Raw genomic sequence first — 17,670 nt, 5'->3', positions numbered from 1 at the left:
AGAAGTAGTTTATTTATTCTTTCCAACAACACACTGAAAAAGTTTCACATGGTGGTAAACCGGAATTTATGGCGGCACATCTGAAGTCCCTCTTAAGATGGGACTGCTAGGAATAAAATATCCAGAAACATCCAGTTATGGAACAATTAGAAATAAGCACGTAAAAAATTACCTAACTGAGTAGAGAGTATAATCCGGAAGAGACCAAAAACAAGCGCATAGATTGAAAAAAGAAAACAACAACATACGCTACTCATGCAATCGCTACGATTATAAGCTAATAAAAGCACCTTAGAGCTGAATTGAAGGATTCATAACATCTTATTCTAGCAAAATGGCTAAAGAAACGACTCACAACAGAATGAAATAACAAAATACAAAGATAGGTAAAAATAAATCACAAAATAAAGAATTTAAAAAGTCTGACTTTATAAGTAAGATATTGATAGATGGCGCACCCGAAGAGATTCGAACTCCTGACCCCCAGATTCGTAGTCTGGTGCTCTATCCAGCTGAGCTACGGGTGCATACATTTCAATTTTTTACATTGTCTAAGACAAAGGGTTCCTAATCGTTTCATTAAAGAAATGCAAGTGAAACTTGAGTCGTCATAAAAAAATCTCTCTTTTTTTATGATATATTTTAAAAAAGGATATAATATATTATGGCTTCAGTTGGTTTTGATATGAACATTTTTTTGTCATGACCATACAAAGCAATATGAACGATAGTTAACTTGACGTTTTAATCTATGAAAGATAGTCAAGCAGAGGTGAGATGTGTTTTTTGCGGTGGGGGTAAGATATATGCACCCGCTGTTGGGTTTTTGTGTAAAACGCCGATATTACTGTTGAAAACTATTTCAGATGAACATGACACAGCAAGGGCGGATGTATGGCGTTATTAAAAAAGAGCTTTCCATTAGTGTTTTTAATCGTTGTTTTAACGGTTACTTATTGGGCTGGAAAAAAGAGTGCAGACCAACCCATTTCTATGGTGGATAAAACAAGAGTATCGGATAAAGCTTCAAATGAAAAAATGGGAAGGCCACCGGTAAATGTTGTCGTTGATCTTGTAAAAGTTCAAGATCTTTACGAACAACTTAACGTTCTTGGGAGTGGAAAAGCTCTTGCAGAAGTCGAGCTTACCCCTTTATCCTCAGGTGTTATTGATAAGCTTTTCGTATCAGCGGGTACAAAAGTACAAGCTGATGATGTGATTGCAAAGCTTGATTCTAAAAAAGAAGAAATAGCGGCTGCAAAAGCAAAAGTGCAACGTGATAACAATGCATTGACGCTTTCGCGTATTCTTAAATTACGCGCCAGCAATACAGCAACGGAAGTTCAAGAAATTATGGCACGCTTAGAGTTGGATAACGCAAATTTAGTTTTGCGTAATGCTGAATTAGATCTCGATCGGCGAACAATTCGAGCACCGATTCCTGGAGTTGTTGGTATTTTGCCCGTTGATGCGGGGAATAACGTGACCCTTAATACTGTAATAGGCCGTATTGAGAATAGAGAACGTATTTTGGTCGATATATGGGCCCCTGAACGATATGTGTCGCGCATCCATAAAGGAGATGAGGTAACGGCAACGTTAATCGCGCAGCCAGATAGATCTTTTGTTGGTCATATTTATGCGATTGATAATATCGTTGATCCAGAAAGTCGCACACTTCATGTTCAGGTTGAAATCAACAATGAAAAAGATACGCTCATGTCTGGTATGTCCTTTTCTGTTTCCTTGCAGTTTCATGGTGGTTCTTTTCCTGTCGTTAATCCTCTTGCAGTGCAATGGAATAGTAAAGGGTCATTCGTTTGGCGTGTGAGAGAAGGAAAAGTAGAGTCTATACCCGTAACAATTATTCAGCATAAAGCGGATCAGGTTTTCGTGAAAGCTCCCCTAGAAAATGGTGATCAAGTTGTCATTCAAGGGGTGCAAATGCTTTATCCAGGAAGTAAAGTAACTATTGATGATCCAAAGTCTCATCAACAGCAATTATCAGTAGGTTATGGAACGGATATACAATGAGCCAAGAATTGAGCACAAAACAGCCTATGTCAAAGGTGGAGCAAGGTGGTCTCATTACCTTATTTATTCGCAGACCGGTTTTTACTCTTGTTTTGAATGCTATGATCATCATTGCAGGATTTGCAGCATGGTTAAATGTTGATGTAAGAGAATTACCCGATGTTGATACTCCTGTAACAACGATTGTGACGATGTTTTCTGGTGCATCGGCAGAAACAATTGATCGTGAAGTTACAAAAGTTATAGAAGATGCTGTTTCTCGTGTTTCAGGTGTTAAGACGATTTCTTCAACGTCTTCTTTTGGACGCTCCCGTGTGAAGATTAACTTTAATGTCGGTGTTGATTTGAATGTTGCAGCATCTGATATTCGTGATGCTCTCTCTCGTGTTACCTATTCTTTACCGAAAGATGCGGATTCGCCTTTGATTATTAAAGCAGATTCGAATGCTGCTGCCATGATGTATTTGGTTGTGACGTCACCAACAATGAGTGTTGATGATTTAACCACGATTGTAAACGATCAGATTGTTGATGCTATTTCTGCTGTTGATGGTGTTGGTGATGTACAGGTCGATAGTGCTCGCACAAAGATTTTTCAGATTGATATAGATCAAGCAAAACTTGCAAGTTATGGATTAACTGTAGCAGATATTTCACGTGTTCTTGCTGATATGACAACAGATGTGCCAGTAGGGTCATTACGCAATTCTAAGCAAAGTTTAGTTGTACGTGCTACTGCACGTTTAACAACACCAGAATCTTTTGAACAAGTTGTTTTAAAGCCTCATGTGCATCTTGGTGATGTTGCGCATGTTACTTTATCGCCGGATATAGAAACAGTTATTCTTCGTATCAATGGAAAGACAGGTATTGGATTAGGTATCGTGCGTAAAGCACAATCCAACACTCTTAATATTTCTGAAGGTGTGAGAGCCGTTGTTGATAATCTCAAAAGTATTGTTCCTTCTTCTGTAAATATAGACGTTATTAATGACGATGCAATTTTTATTAAAAGCGCTCTTCATGAGGTTGAAGTTGCGTTGGGTATTGCTATTTTGAGCGTTATCTTGGTCATTTTTCTTTTTCTCAGAGACATTCGTGTAACGCTGATACCTGCTTTATCTCTTCCTGTCGCTTTGATTGGTACCATTGCGGCTATTTATCTTGTAGGGTTTTCATTGAATATTCTCACATTTTTAGGACTTGTTTTAGCAACAGGGCTTGTTGTGGATGATGCCATTGTTGTTCTTGAGAATATTGTTCGGTGGCGCAACATGGGATTAGGTTCCAGAGCAGCAGCGGTGATAGGAACACGTGAAGTATTTTTTGCTGTTTTAGCAACAACATTGACTTTAGTGGCTGTGTTTGTTCCTATTTCCTTTCTTCCTGGGCAAGTTGGAGGTCTTTTTAGAGAATTTGGTTTTGTTTTGGCAATTTCTATTTTGCTTTCTTCAGTTGTTGCCTTAACGCTTTGTCCAATGTTGGCTTCGCGTTTTCTCAAAGAACATATTGAGGAAAAAGAGGAAAAGTCCCATCATTTTGCTTTTTTATATAAATTAGGTACTTTTTTTCATAAGGCATATACTTACAGTTTGCATAAGTGTTTAGAAAAGCCTTGGGCTGTTGTTTTTGCTTCACTTATTTTTGCGGGTCTTTGTGTTGGAGGCTATACGAAGCTACAACAGGAATTAACGCCAGCAGAAGACAGAGCTGTGATCTTTTTGGTTATTAATGGACCACAAGGTATTTCAACACAATATTTGAACGAGCAAATAGAGCAAATTGAAGCAAGTCTACAGCCATTACGTGATGCAGGGGAGATTGCTAACAGTTACTCTATTGCGGGTGCTGGCGGTTCACCCAATACTGCTTTTTTGATTTTATTGCTTTCATCTTGGGATAAACGTTTACGGAGTCAGCAAGAAATCGTGAAAGATATTAATGCAAAGGTTAAACAGTTTCCCGCAGTTTTTGTGTTTGCTGCGCAGGGAAATTCTCTAGGTGTGAGCGGAACTGGGCAAGGGTTGCAATTTGCAATTCTTGGCAATGATTATGCAATATTACAACCCATTGCTGATAAGCTGGTAAGTGCTTTACAAGATGATCCGCGTTTTATTCGCCCACGCCTTACTGTTGATGCAACGCAACCGCAATTTTTTATTGAAATCAATCGAAAAAAAGCCTCCGATTTAGGGATTGATATCACCAATTTGGGCGATACATTACAAACAATGTTGGATGGTAAAAAGATTGGTTCCATTAACGTGGATGATCATTCTTACGATGTTAAATTGATATCGCGTACAAATTCTATGAAGAGTCCTAGCGATTTAGAAAATATTTTTTTAAAAACCAAAGACAATCGATATGTTCCTTTATCGGTTATTGCGCGTTTACATGAAAAAGCTATTGCTCCTCAATTAAAACGGGAAAAACGCATGAGTGCTGTTATTTTAAGCGCAAATCTTGCTCCAGATATCGCTTTAGGGGAAGCTTACCAAACTGTACAGAAAATTGCTTCTCCTTTGTTATCAAAAGGAACCTATTTGGTTCCCTTAGGGGAAGCCGAAACGCTTAATGAAACATCTTCCAATTTTATGATTGTTTTTGGCATTGCCTTTTTGATTATTTTATTGATTTTGGCTGCTCAGTTTGAAAGCTTTATTTCAGGATTCATTATCATGGCCACTGTCCCATTAGGGATTGGTTGTGCTGTAATTGCTATGCTATTAAGTGGTGTGAGTCTTAATATTTACAGCCAAATTGGATTAATTTTGTTAATTGGTGTTATGGCAAAAAATGGTATTCTCATTGTTGAATTTGCAGATCAATTACGTGATCAGGGAAGAAGCGTGCGTGAAGCCGTAGAAGAAGCAGCAAACATTCGCCTTCGTCCAGTTTGTATGACAATGATTTGTGCCATTTTAGGAGGTATTCCTTTGGTTTTAGCCAAAGGTGCTGGCGCAGAAGCTCGTATAGCTTTAGGTTGGGTTATCGTTGGTGGCTTAGGTTTAGCAACTATTTTTACGCTTTATGTTACACCGGTTGTTTATCTTTTTTTAGGGCGTTTTATAAGACCAAAAGCAGAAGAAGATTTACGTTTAACAAAAGAACTCAATCAAGTTAAATGATGTATATGATAGAAAAGATTTGAAAATTTATTCTTGTAAAAATATCATTTTCGGATCTTATCCTTTATATTTTGTATATTCCTTCATTTTTATGTGAGCAGTGAAAATAGCGAGCAATAAAAGAGATGCTTTCTGCTTTGTTATTGTTTGGGCATAGATTTCATTATCAATAACCGTATAGGATAAGCTTATGGGAGATAGCTTTTCGATTCGAAATGAAATGGCTTTTGAAGCCACATTAAAAGCTTTAAGAAACCATGCCGCAAAGGATGGGGTCTATGATATTCGTCGGCATTTTGTAGAAGATGAACAGCGTTTTTCCCATTTTTCCCTCAGACTTGATGATCTTCTTTTCGATTTTTCAAAATGTGGTGTGACATTTAAAACATTGCAACTTCTAGATGATTTAGCGGTCGCAGCAGATGTGTTAGGCCGGCGTGATGCAATGTTTTCTGGTAAGGCGATTAATACAACTGAAAAACGCTCAGTTCTTCATATTGCATTACGTTTACCTGCTGATGAAATTTTCATGTTGGATGGTCATAATCTTATTCGCGATATTCAAGACGTCTTTGACGATATGGAAAGATTTTCTGAAAAGGTGCGTGATGGAAGCTATAAGGGAGGCAGTGGCGAGAGAATAAGTGATATTGTCAATATTGGTATTGGTGGTTCTGATCTTGGTCCTGCAATGGTCACGTATGCTTTAAAACCTTATCATGATGGTCCACAGTGTCATTTTGTTTCGAATGCTGACAGTGCCCATATTTCTGATACTCTCTCTATTTTGAATCCAGCAACAACGCTGTTTGTCATTGCTTCTAAAACTTTTACAACGGCTGAAACAATGGTCAATGCTCAAGTTGCACGTCAGTGGATTTGTTCACATTTAGGAGAAGAAGCCGTTTGTACGCATTTTGTTGCTGTTTCAAGTGCGCTTGATAAAGTGGCAGAATTTGGCATAGATTCCACAAGAGTTTTTAAATTTTGGAATTGGGTTGGAGGACGTTATTCAATTTGGTCAGCCATTGGACTTGTTGTTATGTTTGCAATAGGTGGTGGAAATTTTCGCCAATTTCTCAATGGTGCTTTGCAAATGGATCAACATTTTAAAACTATGCCTTTGCATAAAAATATTCCTATTCGTTTTGCTCTTTTAGGATTCTGGCATCGTGTTATTTGTGGTTATTCATCACGTTCGATCATTCCTTATGCACAGCGTTTAATACATTTTCCAGCTTATTTACAACAGCTTGATATGGAATCAAATGGTAAGCAAGTCTCGCTGGATGGAAAACCATTAAGTTTTTCAAGTGGTCCAATTGTTTGGGGGGATTCAGGAACAAATAGTCAACATGCTTTTTTTCAGCTTCTGCATCAAGGAACAGATATTATTCCTGTAGAATTTATTTTATTTATAAAAGGGCATGAGAAAAAATTACATTCTATGTATGAGATGTTGCTAGCAAACGGTTTAGCACAATCAAAAGCCTTGATGAAGGGGCGTAGTATTGAAGATGCTCGGCATATCTTGATAAAAAATGGAGTTGATGAGGGTGAAGCAGATCATTTAGCACGTCATAGAAGTTTTAAAGGAAACCGTCCCAGCATTACGCTGGTTCAAGATTCATTAACGCCTTTTGCACTCGGTCGTCTTATTGCGCTTTATGAACATCGCACTTTTGTTGAAGGGATTTTAATGAATATTAATTCATTTGATCAATGGGGTGTTGAACTTGGTAAAGAATTAGCAAACGAGTTACTACCAATTCTTCGTGGAGAAAGTAAAGCGGATAATCGCGATAGTTCAACATTAGGGTTGCTAGCACATATTCAAGCAAGACGTGCAAAATAAATATAATTTGACAGTAGGTTTTGTACTAACTAAGCAAAAGTAGAATGAGAGAGAAATATGAGATAATTCTTTAATTTTACTATGCGTTCTCTTGTTATCTGAACTAGATTTATGTAACAGAAAATCAAAAAAGTGCAAAAATTGTAAAAATGAGAATTTATTCGCAAAAACGATAAAGACCTTTGAGAGGTCTTTGAAGACCCTTTGAGAACCCCTTAAAAACTCTTTGAAAAAAATAAATTGGTAAAAACCTAGTGTCAAAATATACAAAACCCGTTGGCAAGCTACAGACAAGCTACGATTAAAGACAGTTTTAATAATATCGCTTTATAAATTAATGGCGGAGAGAGAGGGATTTGAACCCCCGATAGAGTTGCCCCTATGCCGCATTTCGAGTGCGGTGCTTTCAACCACTCAGCCATCTCTCCATAATAAAGTGAAACAAAAATCGGCACTATTTGAGTGTATAAGGGGTAGATAACCTTCAATTGTTTTTGGTACAACCTTTTTTTCTTTTTTATGGGACTTTATTGACAGAGAATAGAAATTCCTTCATATATACAAAATATAAGCGTGGGGAAATCTGCGCATATTTGTGTTGAAGAAGGTTTTATCCTTCTTTGGGATCTATTACGACTGATAAAAAGCAGCCTATTTTCCCTTATTTCAAGGCAGAAATTAAATAAGAGCTGGAGTGAACGGAAGGATAAAAAATGTTCGCAGTCATTAAAACTGGTGGTAAGCAATACCGCATTGTTGCTAATCAAGTGGTAAAAGTTGAAAAAGTTAGTGGAAATGCGGGTGATGTGGTTGAATTCAATGACATATTAATGGTTGGGCAAGAAGGTAATGCGGTTATTGGTACCCCTGTCGTTGCTGATGCATTGGTGACAGCTGAGATTTTAGAACAGGCACGTGGGCGCAAGGTTATCGCATTTAAGAAGCGCCGTCGTCAAAATTCTAAACGCACGCGTGGCCATCGTCAAGAATTTACGAGGCTTCGTGTTTTAGAAATTTTAATGGGTGGTTCAAAACCTAAAAAAGTTGCTGCGAAACCTATAAAAGAAGAAGAAACTACACCAAAAGAAACAAAAGCTGCTGCTTCTGTTGAGAAGACGGCTAAAAAAACGGTTGAAAAAAAGACTGCGTCGCAGAAGAAAGCATCTGTAGCATCAAAGAGTAAGAAAGATTAAAGGAGAGCGTCTATGGCACATAAAAAAGCTGGTGGTTCCTCGCGTAATGGTCGTGATTCAGAATCGAAACGTCTAGGCGTTAAAAAATTTGGTGGTGAAACCGTTATTGCCGGAAATATTATTATTCGCCAGCGTGGTACACGTTGGCATCCTGGAAACAATGTCGGCATTGGAAAAGACCATACGCTTTTTGCATTATCAAATGGAAAGGTTTCTTTTCAACGCAAAGCGGGTAATCGTTCCTATGTTTCAGTCATTCCTATGGTGGAGGCAGCAGAGTAATCTGTAACACTCTCTAGCCATCAACGGGATTTCATTGAATTGTAGTTGTGGTTTTATAAGTATTCAAAGGGAAAGATGAATCTCATCTTTCCCTTTTTGCGTTGGTACTATAATAAATGTAGAAGATAAAAAGGTAGAATCGGGGAAATAGCTTTTCTCAATGAGGGAAAAAGTTTGTGCGCTGTTATGTTAGTATTTAAGTACTGAACATATTGATATTATGATAGAGTTTGTTGATAAGTTTCTGTATAATAATCAGTGAGGAGAGATTTTCTTTTTATGTATGAAGAAGCGTCGAGTAATTTCTTATAAGAGAAGCAGTTTGTTTTCAGAAAATTATGAGAAATTTAATGAGAGCATTATTGATGTAATCATTTTGATAAAGATGGATCTTTTTATCGGCATTGTGGTATTGATGAGTTGTCATACTGTTTTTAGGTGGTAGTGTGGGTAGGTGGGGCTATTCATTTAAAAAGACATAGGGATAAAAAATCCATAAGAAGGTAGTCAAAACTACTTTGAAAGTGACGTGCATTAAGGAATTTTCGGTAAATCGAGAGTGAAATTATATTTTTAAGGAGTACGGTGTTTAAAGATATAAAAATAACCAACTTGCAATCAGCGCCCTTCAAGAATATTTTTTCTGATTTCACTATTATTGTGTATTGTTGAAATAGACAAGCATAAGAGCTAGGGTTAAGGCAATAATTGCTTTTCATTTTTTACTTTATTTATCTTATTTGTAGAGTTTTTCTTGATTTTAGTAGTTGGTGATGGTGCTTGGGAGGGGATGTCGTACTTTGCAAATGTGCGACAGAGGGTATTGTGTATTTGCGATATTGATTGAAGTAAAGGTGTAGCTTAAAATATATAAATATTATATATCGAGAGTTTGATATCATAAGATGGGTAGCACGGAATTTTAAAGATGATAAGTTGCATGGAGCAATTTGTAATTATGTAATGAACTTATAAAGAGGGATAATAGGTTAAATAAACTTTGAGGAATCAATTAAAATATTAGCTGAAGTTACGGATGATTGGGAAGGATGCTTTCTTGTAGGGAGAATAGTGAAAAGTTATGTTGGATAACTTAGGATAATGAGAGCATTTTGAAAGCATAGTTTTTCAGGTGATTGGTGCTGTAAAAAACGGGGTTTTGTCTTTGTAAAGTAAAAGAGTAAGAGGCAGACTTGTTTATGATGGTTTTAAGCACTGAGGTGGATAATAATATCTAATTGTTTTATCGGTTATATTGAGGTATTTAAGCACCTCACTTAGCTATATTCTGTAAATATAAAGAGAGCTGTGGTGGTATTTATAGCTTGTATTTTGGGAAATGCAGCTTTGAAAAGGAATGTATCAGAGATATTGGTGTTCAAATGTGAGGCAATTTGAATTCATGATGAGATATGAGAAAGCAGAAGCAATGAATGTAGATTTTACTGATGGTGAAATCTTGTCTATAAGATCTGTACAACTTGCAGCTGCTTTTGATCATAAAAATGATGCAATTTATGCTGCTGCTGAATTGCTTGTGCAGGTTGGTGCAGTTGATAAGTGTTATCTGGCAAGTATGCTTGCACGTGAAGAAACAACCAATACTTGGCTTGGAAATGGTATAGCCATTCCTCATGGTATGGCTGAAAATCGTGATTTAATTATCAAGGATGCTGTTGCTGTTATACAGGTGCCTGCTGGTGTTGAGTGGCAGGATGGCAAGAAAGCATATTTGGTTATTGCCATTGCAGCGTGTCCAGATCGCTATAGAGAAATTTGTAAAAAATTGACGTCTCTTTTATTTGATAAAAAACAGCTTGAAGTACTTGCAACAACTGTGGACAAACAGCAAATTGTTACAACTTTGTTTGACCAAGAGATGAAGATAGAAAAAACTTTTATTGGTGACCTTTCGGTGTGTCAGGAATGGACTTTAGATTATCCAAGTGGTCTTCATGCACGACCAGCTTCTCTATGGGTTGATTTTGCGAAAAAGGCTCAAAACTCTATCAGAGTTCGCCATGGTCAATATACCGTTGAAATGAAAAATTTGGTTGGTTTATTGCAATTAGGAGCAAAAAACGGTGATGTTCTGATTTTTTCTACAGATGCTGCAGAAGGAGCACAACTTCTCAATGATGCCATTGCTATTGCAAAAAAAGTGAGTATTAGTGAAAAATGTCTGATGAGAGCAATGGAATCTCAAACAAAGGCTTTTCATGGTTGGTATCCACGCTCTATGCAAAAAGGCATTTCTGGTGTTGGAGCGAGTTCAGGATTAGCATTTGGTAAGATTTTTGTTTTAAGGCAAAATGATATTTCCATAATAGATCAGCCAATTGATTTTGCAGCTGGTGCAGCATGTCTTGAAAATGCTCTTACAAAAACAAAACATAAAATGGCATCTGTGATTTCTGATATTACAGTGCGTATGGGAGCAGATTCTGCTGCGATTTTTTCTGCGCAAATGGTTTTGCTTGAAGATGAAAATTTAATAGCTCAAGCTTGTCGTTTTATAGCGGAAGGTCATGGTGTCGCTTGGTCTTGGGATAGAGCGGTTCGTCAATTTTCAGATATGTTTTTTAAGGTAGATAATCCTTTGTTAGCAGCACGTGCTGTTAATTTAGTTGATGTTGGTCGACGTGTTTTAGGTGAAATCAATCCATCCTATAGATCGTTCTTTTTAAATGATATTCCACATGGTGTAATTCTGGTTACAAATGACCTTTCTCCTTCTGATGTAGCACAACTTGATTGTACAAGGGTAAAAGGATTAGCAACAGCATGGGGAGGTCCATTATCTCATACAGCTATTTTGGCGCGTACTCTTGGTATTCCAATGGTTGTTGCTGCAGGTGATGATATTTTAGCAATTCAGTCTGATATTCAGGCTATTATTGATGGCGATAACGGGTTTATTTACCTTAATCCTACGCTTGAAGACGTTGAAGATGCTCAAAGGCATATTGATACTGTTGCGCAAAAACGTGTCAGTGAAATAAATGCATGTAGATTACCAGCGCAAACGACAGATGGTCAAAGAATTCGTATCATGGCTAATGTCAATTACGCAAATCAGGTTCCTGTTGCGCTTGATTTAGGGGCTGAAGGTGTTGGACTCATGCGCACGGAATTTTTGTTTTTAGAGAATCCATATATTCCGGATGAAGAGCTACAATTTAATATATATCGGGCGATGATTACAGCTGTAGGAGATAAGCCATTAATTATTCGTGCACTTGATATTGGTGGAGATAAACAGGTTACGCATTTACATTTATCTAAAGAGGACAATCCTTTTTTAGGTGTTCGAGGAACGCGGCTTTTGTTACGTCGACGTGATCTTTTGGTGCCTCAATTACGTGCTTTATATCGAGCGGCAAAAGAGGGTGGAGATCTATGGATTGTGTTTCCGATGGTCATGTCTGTTTCAGAGATTGTCGCTATAAAAAAGATTGCAGAGGAAATCCGCAACGATGTTGATGCACCAAAATTAAAACTTGGTATTATGATCGAAGTTCCAGCAGCGGCCATTATGGCAGATGTATTAAGCGCCCATGTTGATTTTTTTTCAATTGGAACCAATGACCTAACACAGTATACAATGGCTGTTGATCGGCAAAATCCGTACCTTGTGTCTGAAGCTGATAGCCTTGATCCAGCAGTTTTGCGTATGATTTATCAGACTATTCAGGGAGCTGCACAACATAAGTGTTGGGTTAGTGTATGTGGTGGTATGGCTGGAGATCCTTTTGGTGCAATGATTTTGACTGGATTGGGAATTAATGAGCTTTCTATGATATCTTGCGATATTTCTCCAGTAAAGGCGTGTTTACAGACTCATAGTTTTGAAGATATGAAAATTTTAGCACAAAAAGCATTACAATGTGAAACTGCACGAGCTGTACGTGCTCTAAGCAAGGATATAAGGTAATAAAGAACATTAAGGGGAAAGAACGAGCTCATTTTGCAGACTAATCAGATCTTTAGTGCTGTAAAACATTAATACAGTATATTAATTTATAATGGTAATTTATCGTTTTACATAATGAGAACCCTGAATATTGTAGGGTTTTTTCGTTTTAAATTTCTCTATATTTAATTAATAAAAATTACTCTTTTATACATTACAAGGAGGAGTAATGTATGGATAAAAACACTCTAAGAAAGAATAAATTCCTTTTATGCATTCTCTCAAATAGCAATAGATATTGTAACATTAGGCGACAAATAGCGTGATAGTACTTGGCTTTTACTTTTTATTTAAGGAAAGATGATGTTATCCAATAGATTTTATACCATTCATAGATACCGTATGAGGTAGATGTAGCAAGCTTTAAGAGATGTTTTTTTACAAACGTGTGGATGGGAAAGAAAATAGTATTTTTAGAGTATTCTGTTTTGTGATGAGACCATATCACGCTTAAAGAATGCGATAATCAAAAGTATGAAGTAATACATAATTTTTTTTAAATAATTGAGATTACTTTAGATATTTTGAAAACTGTAAAGCTGGATTTAAAAATATATGGTAAAAATGAAAACAGGTTTGCATTTTTATGATTTTGTATTTGATCAAAATGAGACTATTTTTTCATTTCAGAAAATAAGATATATTCATACATATTAAATTAAAAATACAAAGTTTTTTCTGAATTTTATTTTCTTTAGTATCAACTAAATATAGAAGTGTGAAATTGAATAGAGGATTTAGAATAGGGCTTATTATGTAATCCTATGAAAGAGAAAACTGATACCATCACACTATTTTACAGCTCTCAATGTTGCAAAAATTCGTGCTATTTAAGAAAATGCATAAGAGCCGCTTATCCTCTCTTAAAATGTTCTTCCCCCACATACCATCCCTTCCTATGACGTATAAGTAAGTGATTTTAATTATTTGGTTGTGTAAAACTATGGGCTGTATGCTAATTTTAAGAGAAGTATTTTTTTGTAAAGCAGAAAGTGCGTAAATGAGCATGAAAGTTTATAACTGGTGACAATCTTTTTATTCTCATTATTGTATTCTACAAACCTATCCACGAAAAAAGTTTTTTCTTAAAAAGAAGGGATGTGCTTGTTATTCAACAGATAAAAGCTCTTACTTTAATAAATGAATTTGTTTTTTGGGTTTTGAATGTATAGTTTAGACTTGCACGTTATTTCTTTCTGGGTATAGTGCGAACTTCTGGAGAGGTGGCCGAGTGGTTGAAGGCGCACGCCTGGAACGCGTGTATATGGGAAACCATATCGAGGGTTCGAATCCCTCTCTCTCCGCCATTAACCTAAAACGAACTTTCATATGCCTTATATGCCATAGCCTCAAAAGCCCAGCATTTGCAGGATTTTTTATTGTTTGCAATTCACCAGTTCGCGTCGATCTATGCTTATCATTATGTACACCTAGAAATTGCTGTTGAATTTCCATGAATTTTATACTTTTTAAGCTCCTCTCCTCTCGATCTTAGATAACCTGATCTAGCATAAACGATCTCTTCAAATATCATTAAAGGATTTTTGCCATTATCACTAACTTCTGGTAGAGCTTTTAGAATTAATGGTGATCATAGTGCTATTTGCAATTTCGTTGATTAACGGGCTAAATGCGTTTTATCCACATGAGAGGTAACGAATACCTCAGCTTTTCTCACGCAATGTGTTTATTTAAAATTAATGTCATGAATATTTGTACAAAATTTTTATCTATACGATAATCAAAAAAAGGCTGACGTAATATAATAATTGAACATCATTCATGCGGCGCTTTCTTTTATCTCTAAGCTTTGTATGTAAATAGATAGTCCGTGCAAAATAAATAAAGGGGCGCAAAAGCCTATAAATACACACAGGACGTATAATATAGAAAATGAAAAAAATTTTCCTGCATATAAAAGCACAATAGAGAATAAAGCTGTTATGATGCGTACACTGGCATCGCCTGCCAAAATCACCTCGGCTAAATTTTCACTAGGTGTGATAGCTTGTCCAATTGTTATGCCCGATACCCTAAAATAAAATTGCCCAATACCTAATAAAAATCCCATAATATAAAGGGAATATTGAGTAAAATTTAAATATAAAACAAAAGAGATTGCGATCACGGCAAAAGCCGGTGCCCCCCATACAAAAAAACGAATTAAAGATGGAAATTTCCGTAAATAATAAGATGAGATAAGACCATTGATCACAAAACCCAGTGCTGACAAAGCAAAAATAGAATTTTGAATAGCTGTAAATTTTATATTATCTGATGTTATAGAAGCAAGAACAAGTGGCAATAAAACAATAGGTCCCGTATAGAGAGAATTATTCAAAATACGATTAATCGTTAAAAAACGCAACGCAGAAATCCGCCAAAGGCACCTGAACCCAACTCCATAAGCTTTTTGAGATGGCTTTTTTAATAGCTCTTTTGCTCTGTTTAGTTGTTGTATAGACTTTATACGAAACCATAAGCTGGCATTCAAAAGATAGATAAATACAATAAAGGCTATGGCTATTTTGTGCCCCAAATGCGCAATTATAAAATATATAAGCAATGGGGATATAATAACAAAAAACTGACAGCAACTAGTGTAAAATGCAAAAATTCCAGCTTTTTGTTTGGGAGCTGGAATCAGCTGATTCAAGGCACTATTGTTATTTGGGTTATCAGCCCCCATCAAGAGAGCAAGTAAAAAAAATACAAATAAAATAAGTACTGGATTGTTCATAAATAATAAGAAAGACAATAAACAAGCGCAAATAATTTGACTATAAAACCCAATTATAAAGCCTTGATAGTGCGCCAACACGTTTCCCAAACATAAGCCAGTAATTCCAATTGCGATTAAATTAACGACATTTAAAGTAGCAGACGCTTCTCCCGTTGTATCTTGGAATTGTAACAAAGAAAGGCCAATAGATAATACACCACTAGCACAAAAACTCGTCAAACAACCAATCATAATCATAAGAAAAACAGAATTACGCAATAGCCTCCTCCCTCTTAAACAGAGACTCAAGGCATTTTATGATTTTCTCCATTGTCGAATATGGTTCGGTACTAAATTCCAGTTTTTCATAAAAGTTTAGTTCAAATGCGTTATAGGCACTTATTTTTTGAAAGTCATCTGTCAGCATGAATTCTATACTTGGCAACGTTGTACCCATAGATTGAGACAAATAATAGGAAATTACTTTCCAATACATATAGGTACGCTCTCTTGCCAAATAATTTTCCAAGGCATATTTCAAGTGACAACTACTTAAAATATATTTCGGACAATGGTGCAACGGATAATAAATACAAATAGCACCGGCTTCATGTCCCGGACAAGAAGAAATATTAATATTTTTATCATTTCATAATATTATAAAAACGCTCAGTGAGCAGATCTTCCAAATTTAGTCTAGTCACAACAAGATTGGTTGCTAATTTTTGAGAAACATGAGACCAAGCCAATCTTACTACTAAAGTTCCAATAACCTTTAAGTCAGATTCTGGATAAGCTTTTTTTAAATTTTCCACCCATATGTCTCTGTGACATATAATAATTGGCTCATCTCGTCTGAATGAACAAGATGTAATTCTAAACCAATATTATCACAAAGTTTTGAGCTCTTGAATTCTCCGTATCCTAATCTGGTATTCTTAAATCATCATAGGAACTAAGAATTTTTAAGTATTCCAACTTTTATTAAACTTTGTAACAATCTATTAGAATCTCCCCTTCACTGACTTCGACAATTATTTTCTCACCACTACAAGAACAAAAAATTATCTTTGAATTTGCTTACTTTTAGAAAGAAAAATGAGCAATACTTTTCCTTAACTAAAAGAAACACGCTCTATACCTTTTTCTTTATGATTATCAAAAAACTATCCCGTTACAATTAACCATCAATTATTAGAATAATATTTTGCGTTTAGCCTAATAAACTGTTATAATCAATGTTTTTCTCTGTTCTAAAAATCAGTGCTTTTCATTCTAGAGATACTCGTAATTGCTGTAAAATCTTTCCCAAATAACACGATCATCCTGAGAAGTTTTATACATACACACTACATTATACGGAATGCTATGTATTTTTTAACTTACTCAACTAACAAACATCTTTTAATGGACAAAATAAATCACGAAATTTCTGTGCTGTCACAATTCGAAAAACAATCATATATCTCCTTCCAATGATAGACGATGTCATTAGAAGAAAGCTTTAATGATATTGGTAGAATAAATTAACCAGAAAAAATTGCAGCGCTGATGGAATAAATTCTATTTTATACCTTGTAATTCTATCTAAATTTTAATCATTTTTGTTAAAGGTTCTTATGCAATTTTTTCTACATTCAGCATCATTTTACCACTTGTTGGCAACAAAAGATTAATAGCTAAATTCACCTATGTCATAATAGTTCTTTTTTGGGTAAAATAGGACATCTTCAATTTCGATATATAAATATTTTAATTCTTTAATATATTCTCTTCACATGCTTTAGATTAACAACACAACAAAACCCAAAATAAAAATATTTATTTTACTTAAGTTATTGAATATTATTTAAAAAGTATGGAAATAAAGTGATGCAAGAGTTAAAAATTATTTAAAAATTCAAATCCATCTACATTTTAGAGCCATCACGCATGGTAATAGCAGTTTTCATTAGGTATACTAAATATGCTTGATAACTTTTCTGCTTCATGCTTGTAGGGAATTTCAGATAGAGATAATACCAGAATCCATTCGTGAATGCTCGACAATAAAGCTGTAAACAAAATTATTTCCTTTTTGTTTAATCCGTTAAGCTTGATCCATTTTTTTTCTTAAAGAATAACGTTCTATTTTGTACTGTAAAATGCGGTTTCTGAAAAGTTTCCACGTTGGTTTGGGTAGAGGACGTAAACTTCATAGCCTTATTTTCTGCAGAATCTATGGGCGCATTATGGGAGGCAGGAGTAAAAGAATAAAATCCTGTATGAGAAAGAATCCATTAAAGAGCGTGCGGTTACCCATCTCTAATATCTCCAATAGTGAGATTTTCTGTAGCAATTGCATATATGCATCCTACATCTGCCGCAATTGATTTGTGCCTTGTATTGGCAGGTAGATGTATAATATCTCCTAGTGTACAGGTTATATGTTTTTCGCTATAGAAAAAATCTAACTCACCCTCTATAATTAAGAGAGTTTC

Annotated in this window: 9 protein-coding genes and 3 tRNA genes; 7 read left to right on the top strand and 5 right to left on the bottom strand. The window is 35.6% G+C overall.

Translation table 11 applies throughout. The features are described from left to right. Positions 1–450: 450 nt before the first annotated feature. A tRNA-Arg gene (locus tag ACFIQC_RS00125) sits at positions 451–527 on the bottom strand. 367 nt (positions 528–894) lie between these two features. On the opposite strand from ACFIQC_RS00125, the gene ACFIQC_RS00120 reads away from it, so the two are divergent. From ACFIQC_RS00120 to pgi, 3 genes are all read left to right on the top strand, one after another. Then, the gene (locus tag ACFIQC_RS00120; RefSeq protein WP_375620832.1) at positions 895–2,034 is read left to right on the top strand and encodes an efflux RND transporter periplasmic adaptor subunit; all 1,140 of its coding nucleotides are present in this window, start codon (positions 895–897) and stop codon (positions 2,032–2,034) included. Continuing rightward, positions 2,031–5,165 carry an efflux RND transporter permease subunit gene (locus tag ACFIQC_RS00115; protein ID WP_375620831.1) on the top strand — a complete coding sequence of 1,045 codons (3,135 nt, stop codon included), beginning with the start codon at positions 2,031–2,033 and terminating at the stop codon, positions 5,163–5,165. The genes ACFIQC_RS00120 and ACFIQC_RS00115 overlap by 4 nt, the downstream gene beginning before the upstream one ends. Positions 5,166–5,355: 190 nt before the next feature. After that, a complete protein-coding gene (gene pgi / locus ACFIQC_RS00110; RefSeq protein WP_375620830.1) occupies positions 5,356–7,020 on the top strand; it encodes a glucose-6-phosphate isomerase in 1,665 nt (554 codons plus the stop codon). Positions 7,021–7,358: 338 nt separating this feature from the next. On the opposite strand, the gene ACFIQC_RS00105 is transcribed toward pgi, so the two are convergent. Then, positions 7,359–7,448: transfer RNA gene (locus tag ACFIQC_RS00105), tRNA-Ser, on the bottom strand. 285 nt (positions 7,449–7,733) lie between these two features. Here ACFIQC_RS00105 and rplU point away from each other — a divergent pair. The 4 genes from rplU (at position 7,734) to ACFIQC_RS00085 (ending at position 13,775) form a co-directional block, all read left to right on the top strand. Beyond that, on the top strand, positions 7,734–8,213 hold the full coding sequence (rplU, locus tag ACFIQC_RS00100) for a 50S ribosomal protein L21 (RefSeq protein ID WP_375611445.1): 480 nt from the start codon (positions 7,734–7,736) through the stop codon (positions 8,211–8,213). 12 nt (positions 8,214–8,225) lie between these two features. Then, the gene (rpmA, locus tag ACFIQC_RS00095) at positions 8,226–8,495 is read left to right on the top strand and encodes a 50S ribosomal protein L27 (RefSeq protein WP_273723965.1); all 270 of its coding nucleotides are present in this window, start codon (positions 8,226–8,228) and stop codon (positions 8,493–8,495) included. Between the two features lie 1,402 nt (positions 8,496–9,897). Further along, a complete protein-coding gene (ptsP, locus tag ACFIQC_RS00090) occupies positions 9,898–12,429 on the top strand; it encodes a phosphoenolpyruvate--protein phosphotransferase (protein WP_375706586.1) in 2,532 nt (843 codons plus the stop codon). Positions 12,430–13,685: 1,256 nt separating this feature from the next. Beyond that, positions 13,686–13,775: transfer RNA gene (locus ACFIQC_RS00085), tRNA-Ser, on the top strand. Positions 13,776–14,248: 473 nt separating this feature from the next. Here the strand turns inward: ACFIQC_RS00085 and ACFIQC_RS00080 are convergent. From ACFIQC_RS00080 to ACFIQC_RS00070, 3 genes are all read right to left on the bottom strand, one after another. Beyond that, the gene (locus ACFIQC_RS00080; protein ID WP_375706585.1) at positions 14,249–15,469 is read right to left on the bottom strand and encodes an MFS transporter; all 1,221 of its coding nucleotides are present in this window, start codon (positions 15,467–15,469) and stop codon (positions 14,249–14,251) included. Between the two features lie 365 nt (positions 15,470–15,834). Continuing rightward, positions 15,835–16,005, bottom strand: coding sequence for a hypothetical protein (locus ACFIQC_RS00075; protein ID WP_375611449.1), 171 nt, complete (start codon positions 16,003–16,005; stop codon positions 15,835–15,837). A gap of 1,479 nt (positions 16,006–17,484) precedes the next feature. Continuing rightward, positions 17,485–17,655 carry a hypothetical protein gene (locus tag ACFIQC_RS00070; RefSeq protein ID WP_375706623.1) on the bottom strand — a complete coding sequence of 57 codons (171 nt, stop codon included), beginning with the start codon at positions 17,653–17,655 and terminating at the stop codon, positions 17,485–17,487. Positions 17,656–17,670 lie beyond the last annotated feature (15 nt).

Origin of the sequence: Bartonella sp. AA126HLJHH (assembly GCF_042197425.1) — a bacterium.
GTDB lineage: Bacteria > Pseudomonadota > Alphaproteobacteria > Rhizobiales > Rhizobiaceae > Bartonella.
Note: the sequence above shows the minus strand (reverse complement) of the source record. Positions and strands in the feature narration are given on the sequence as shown.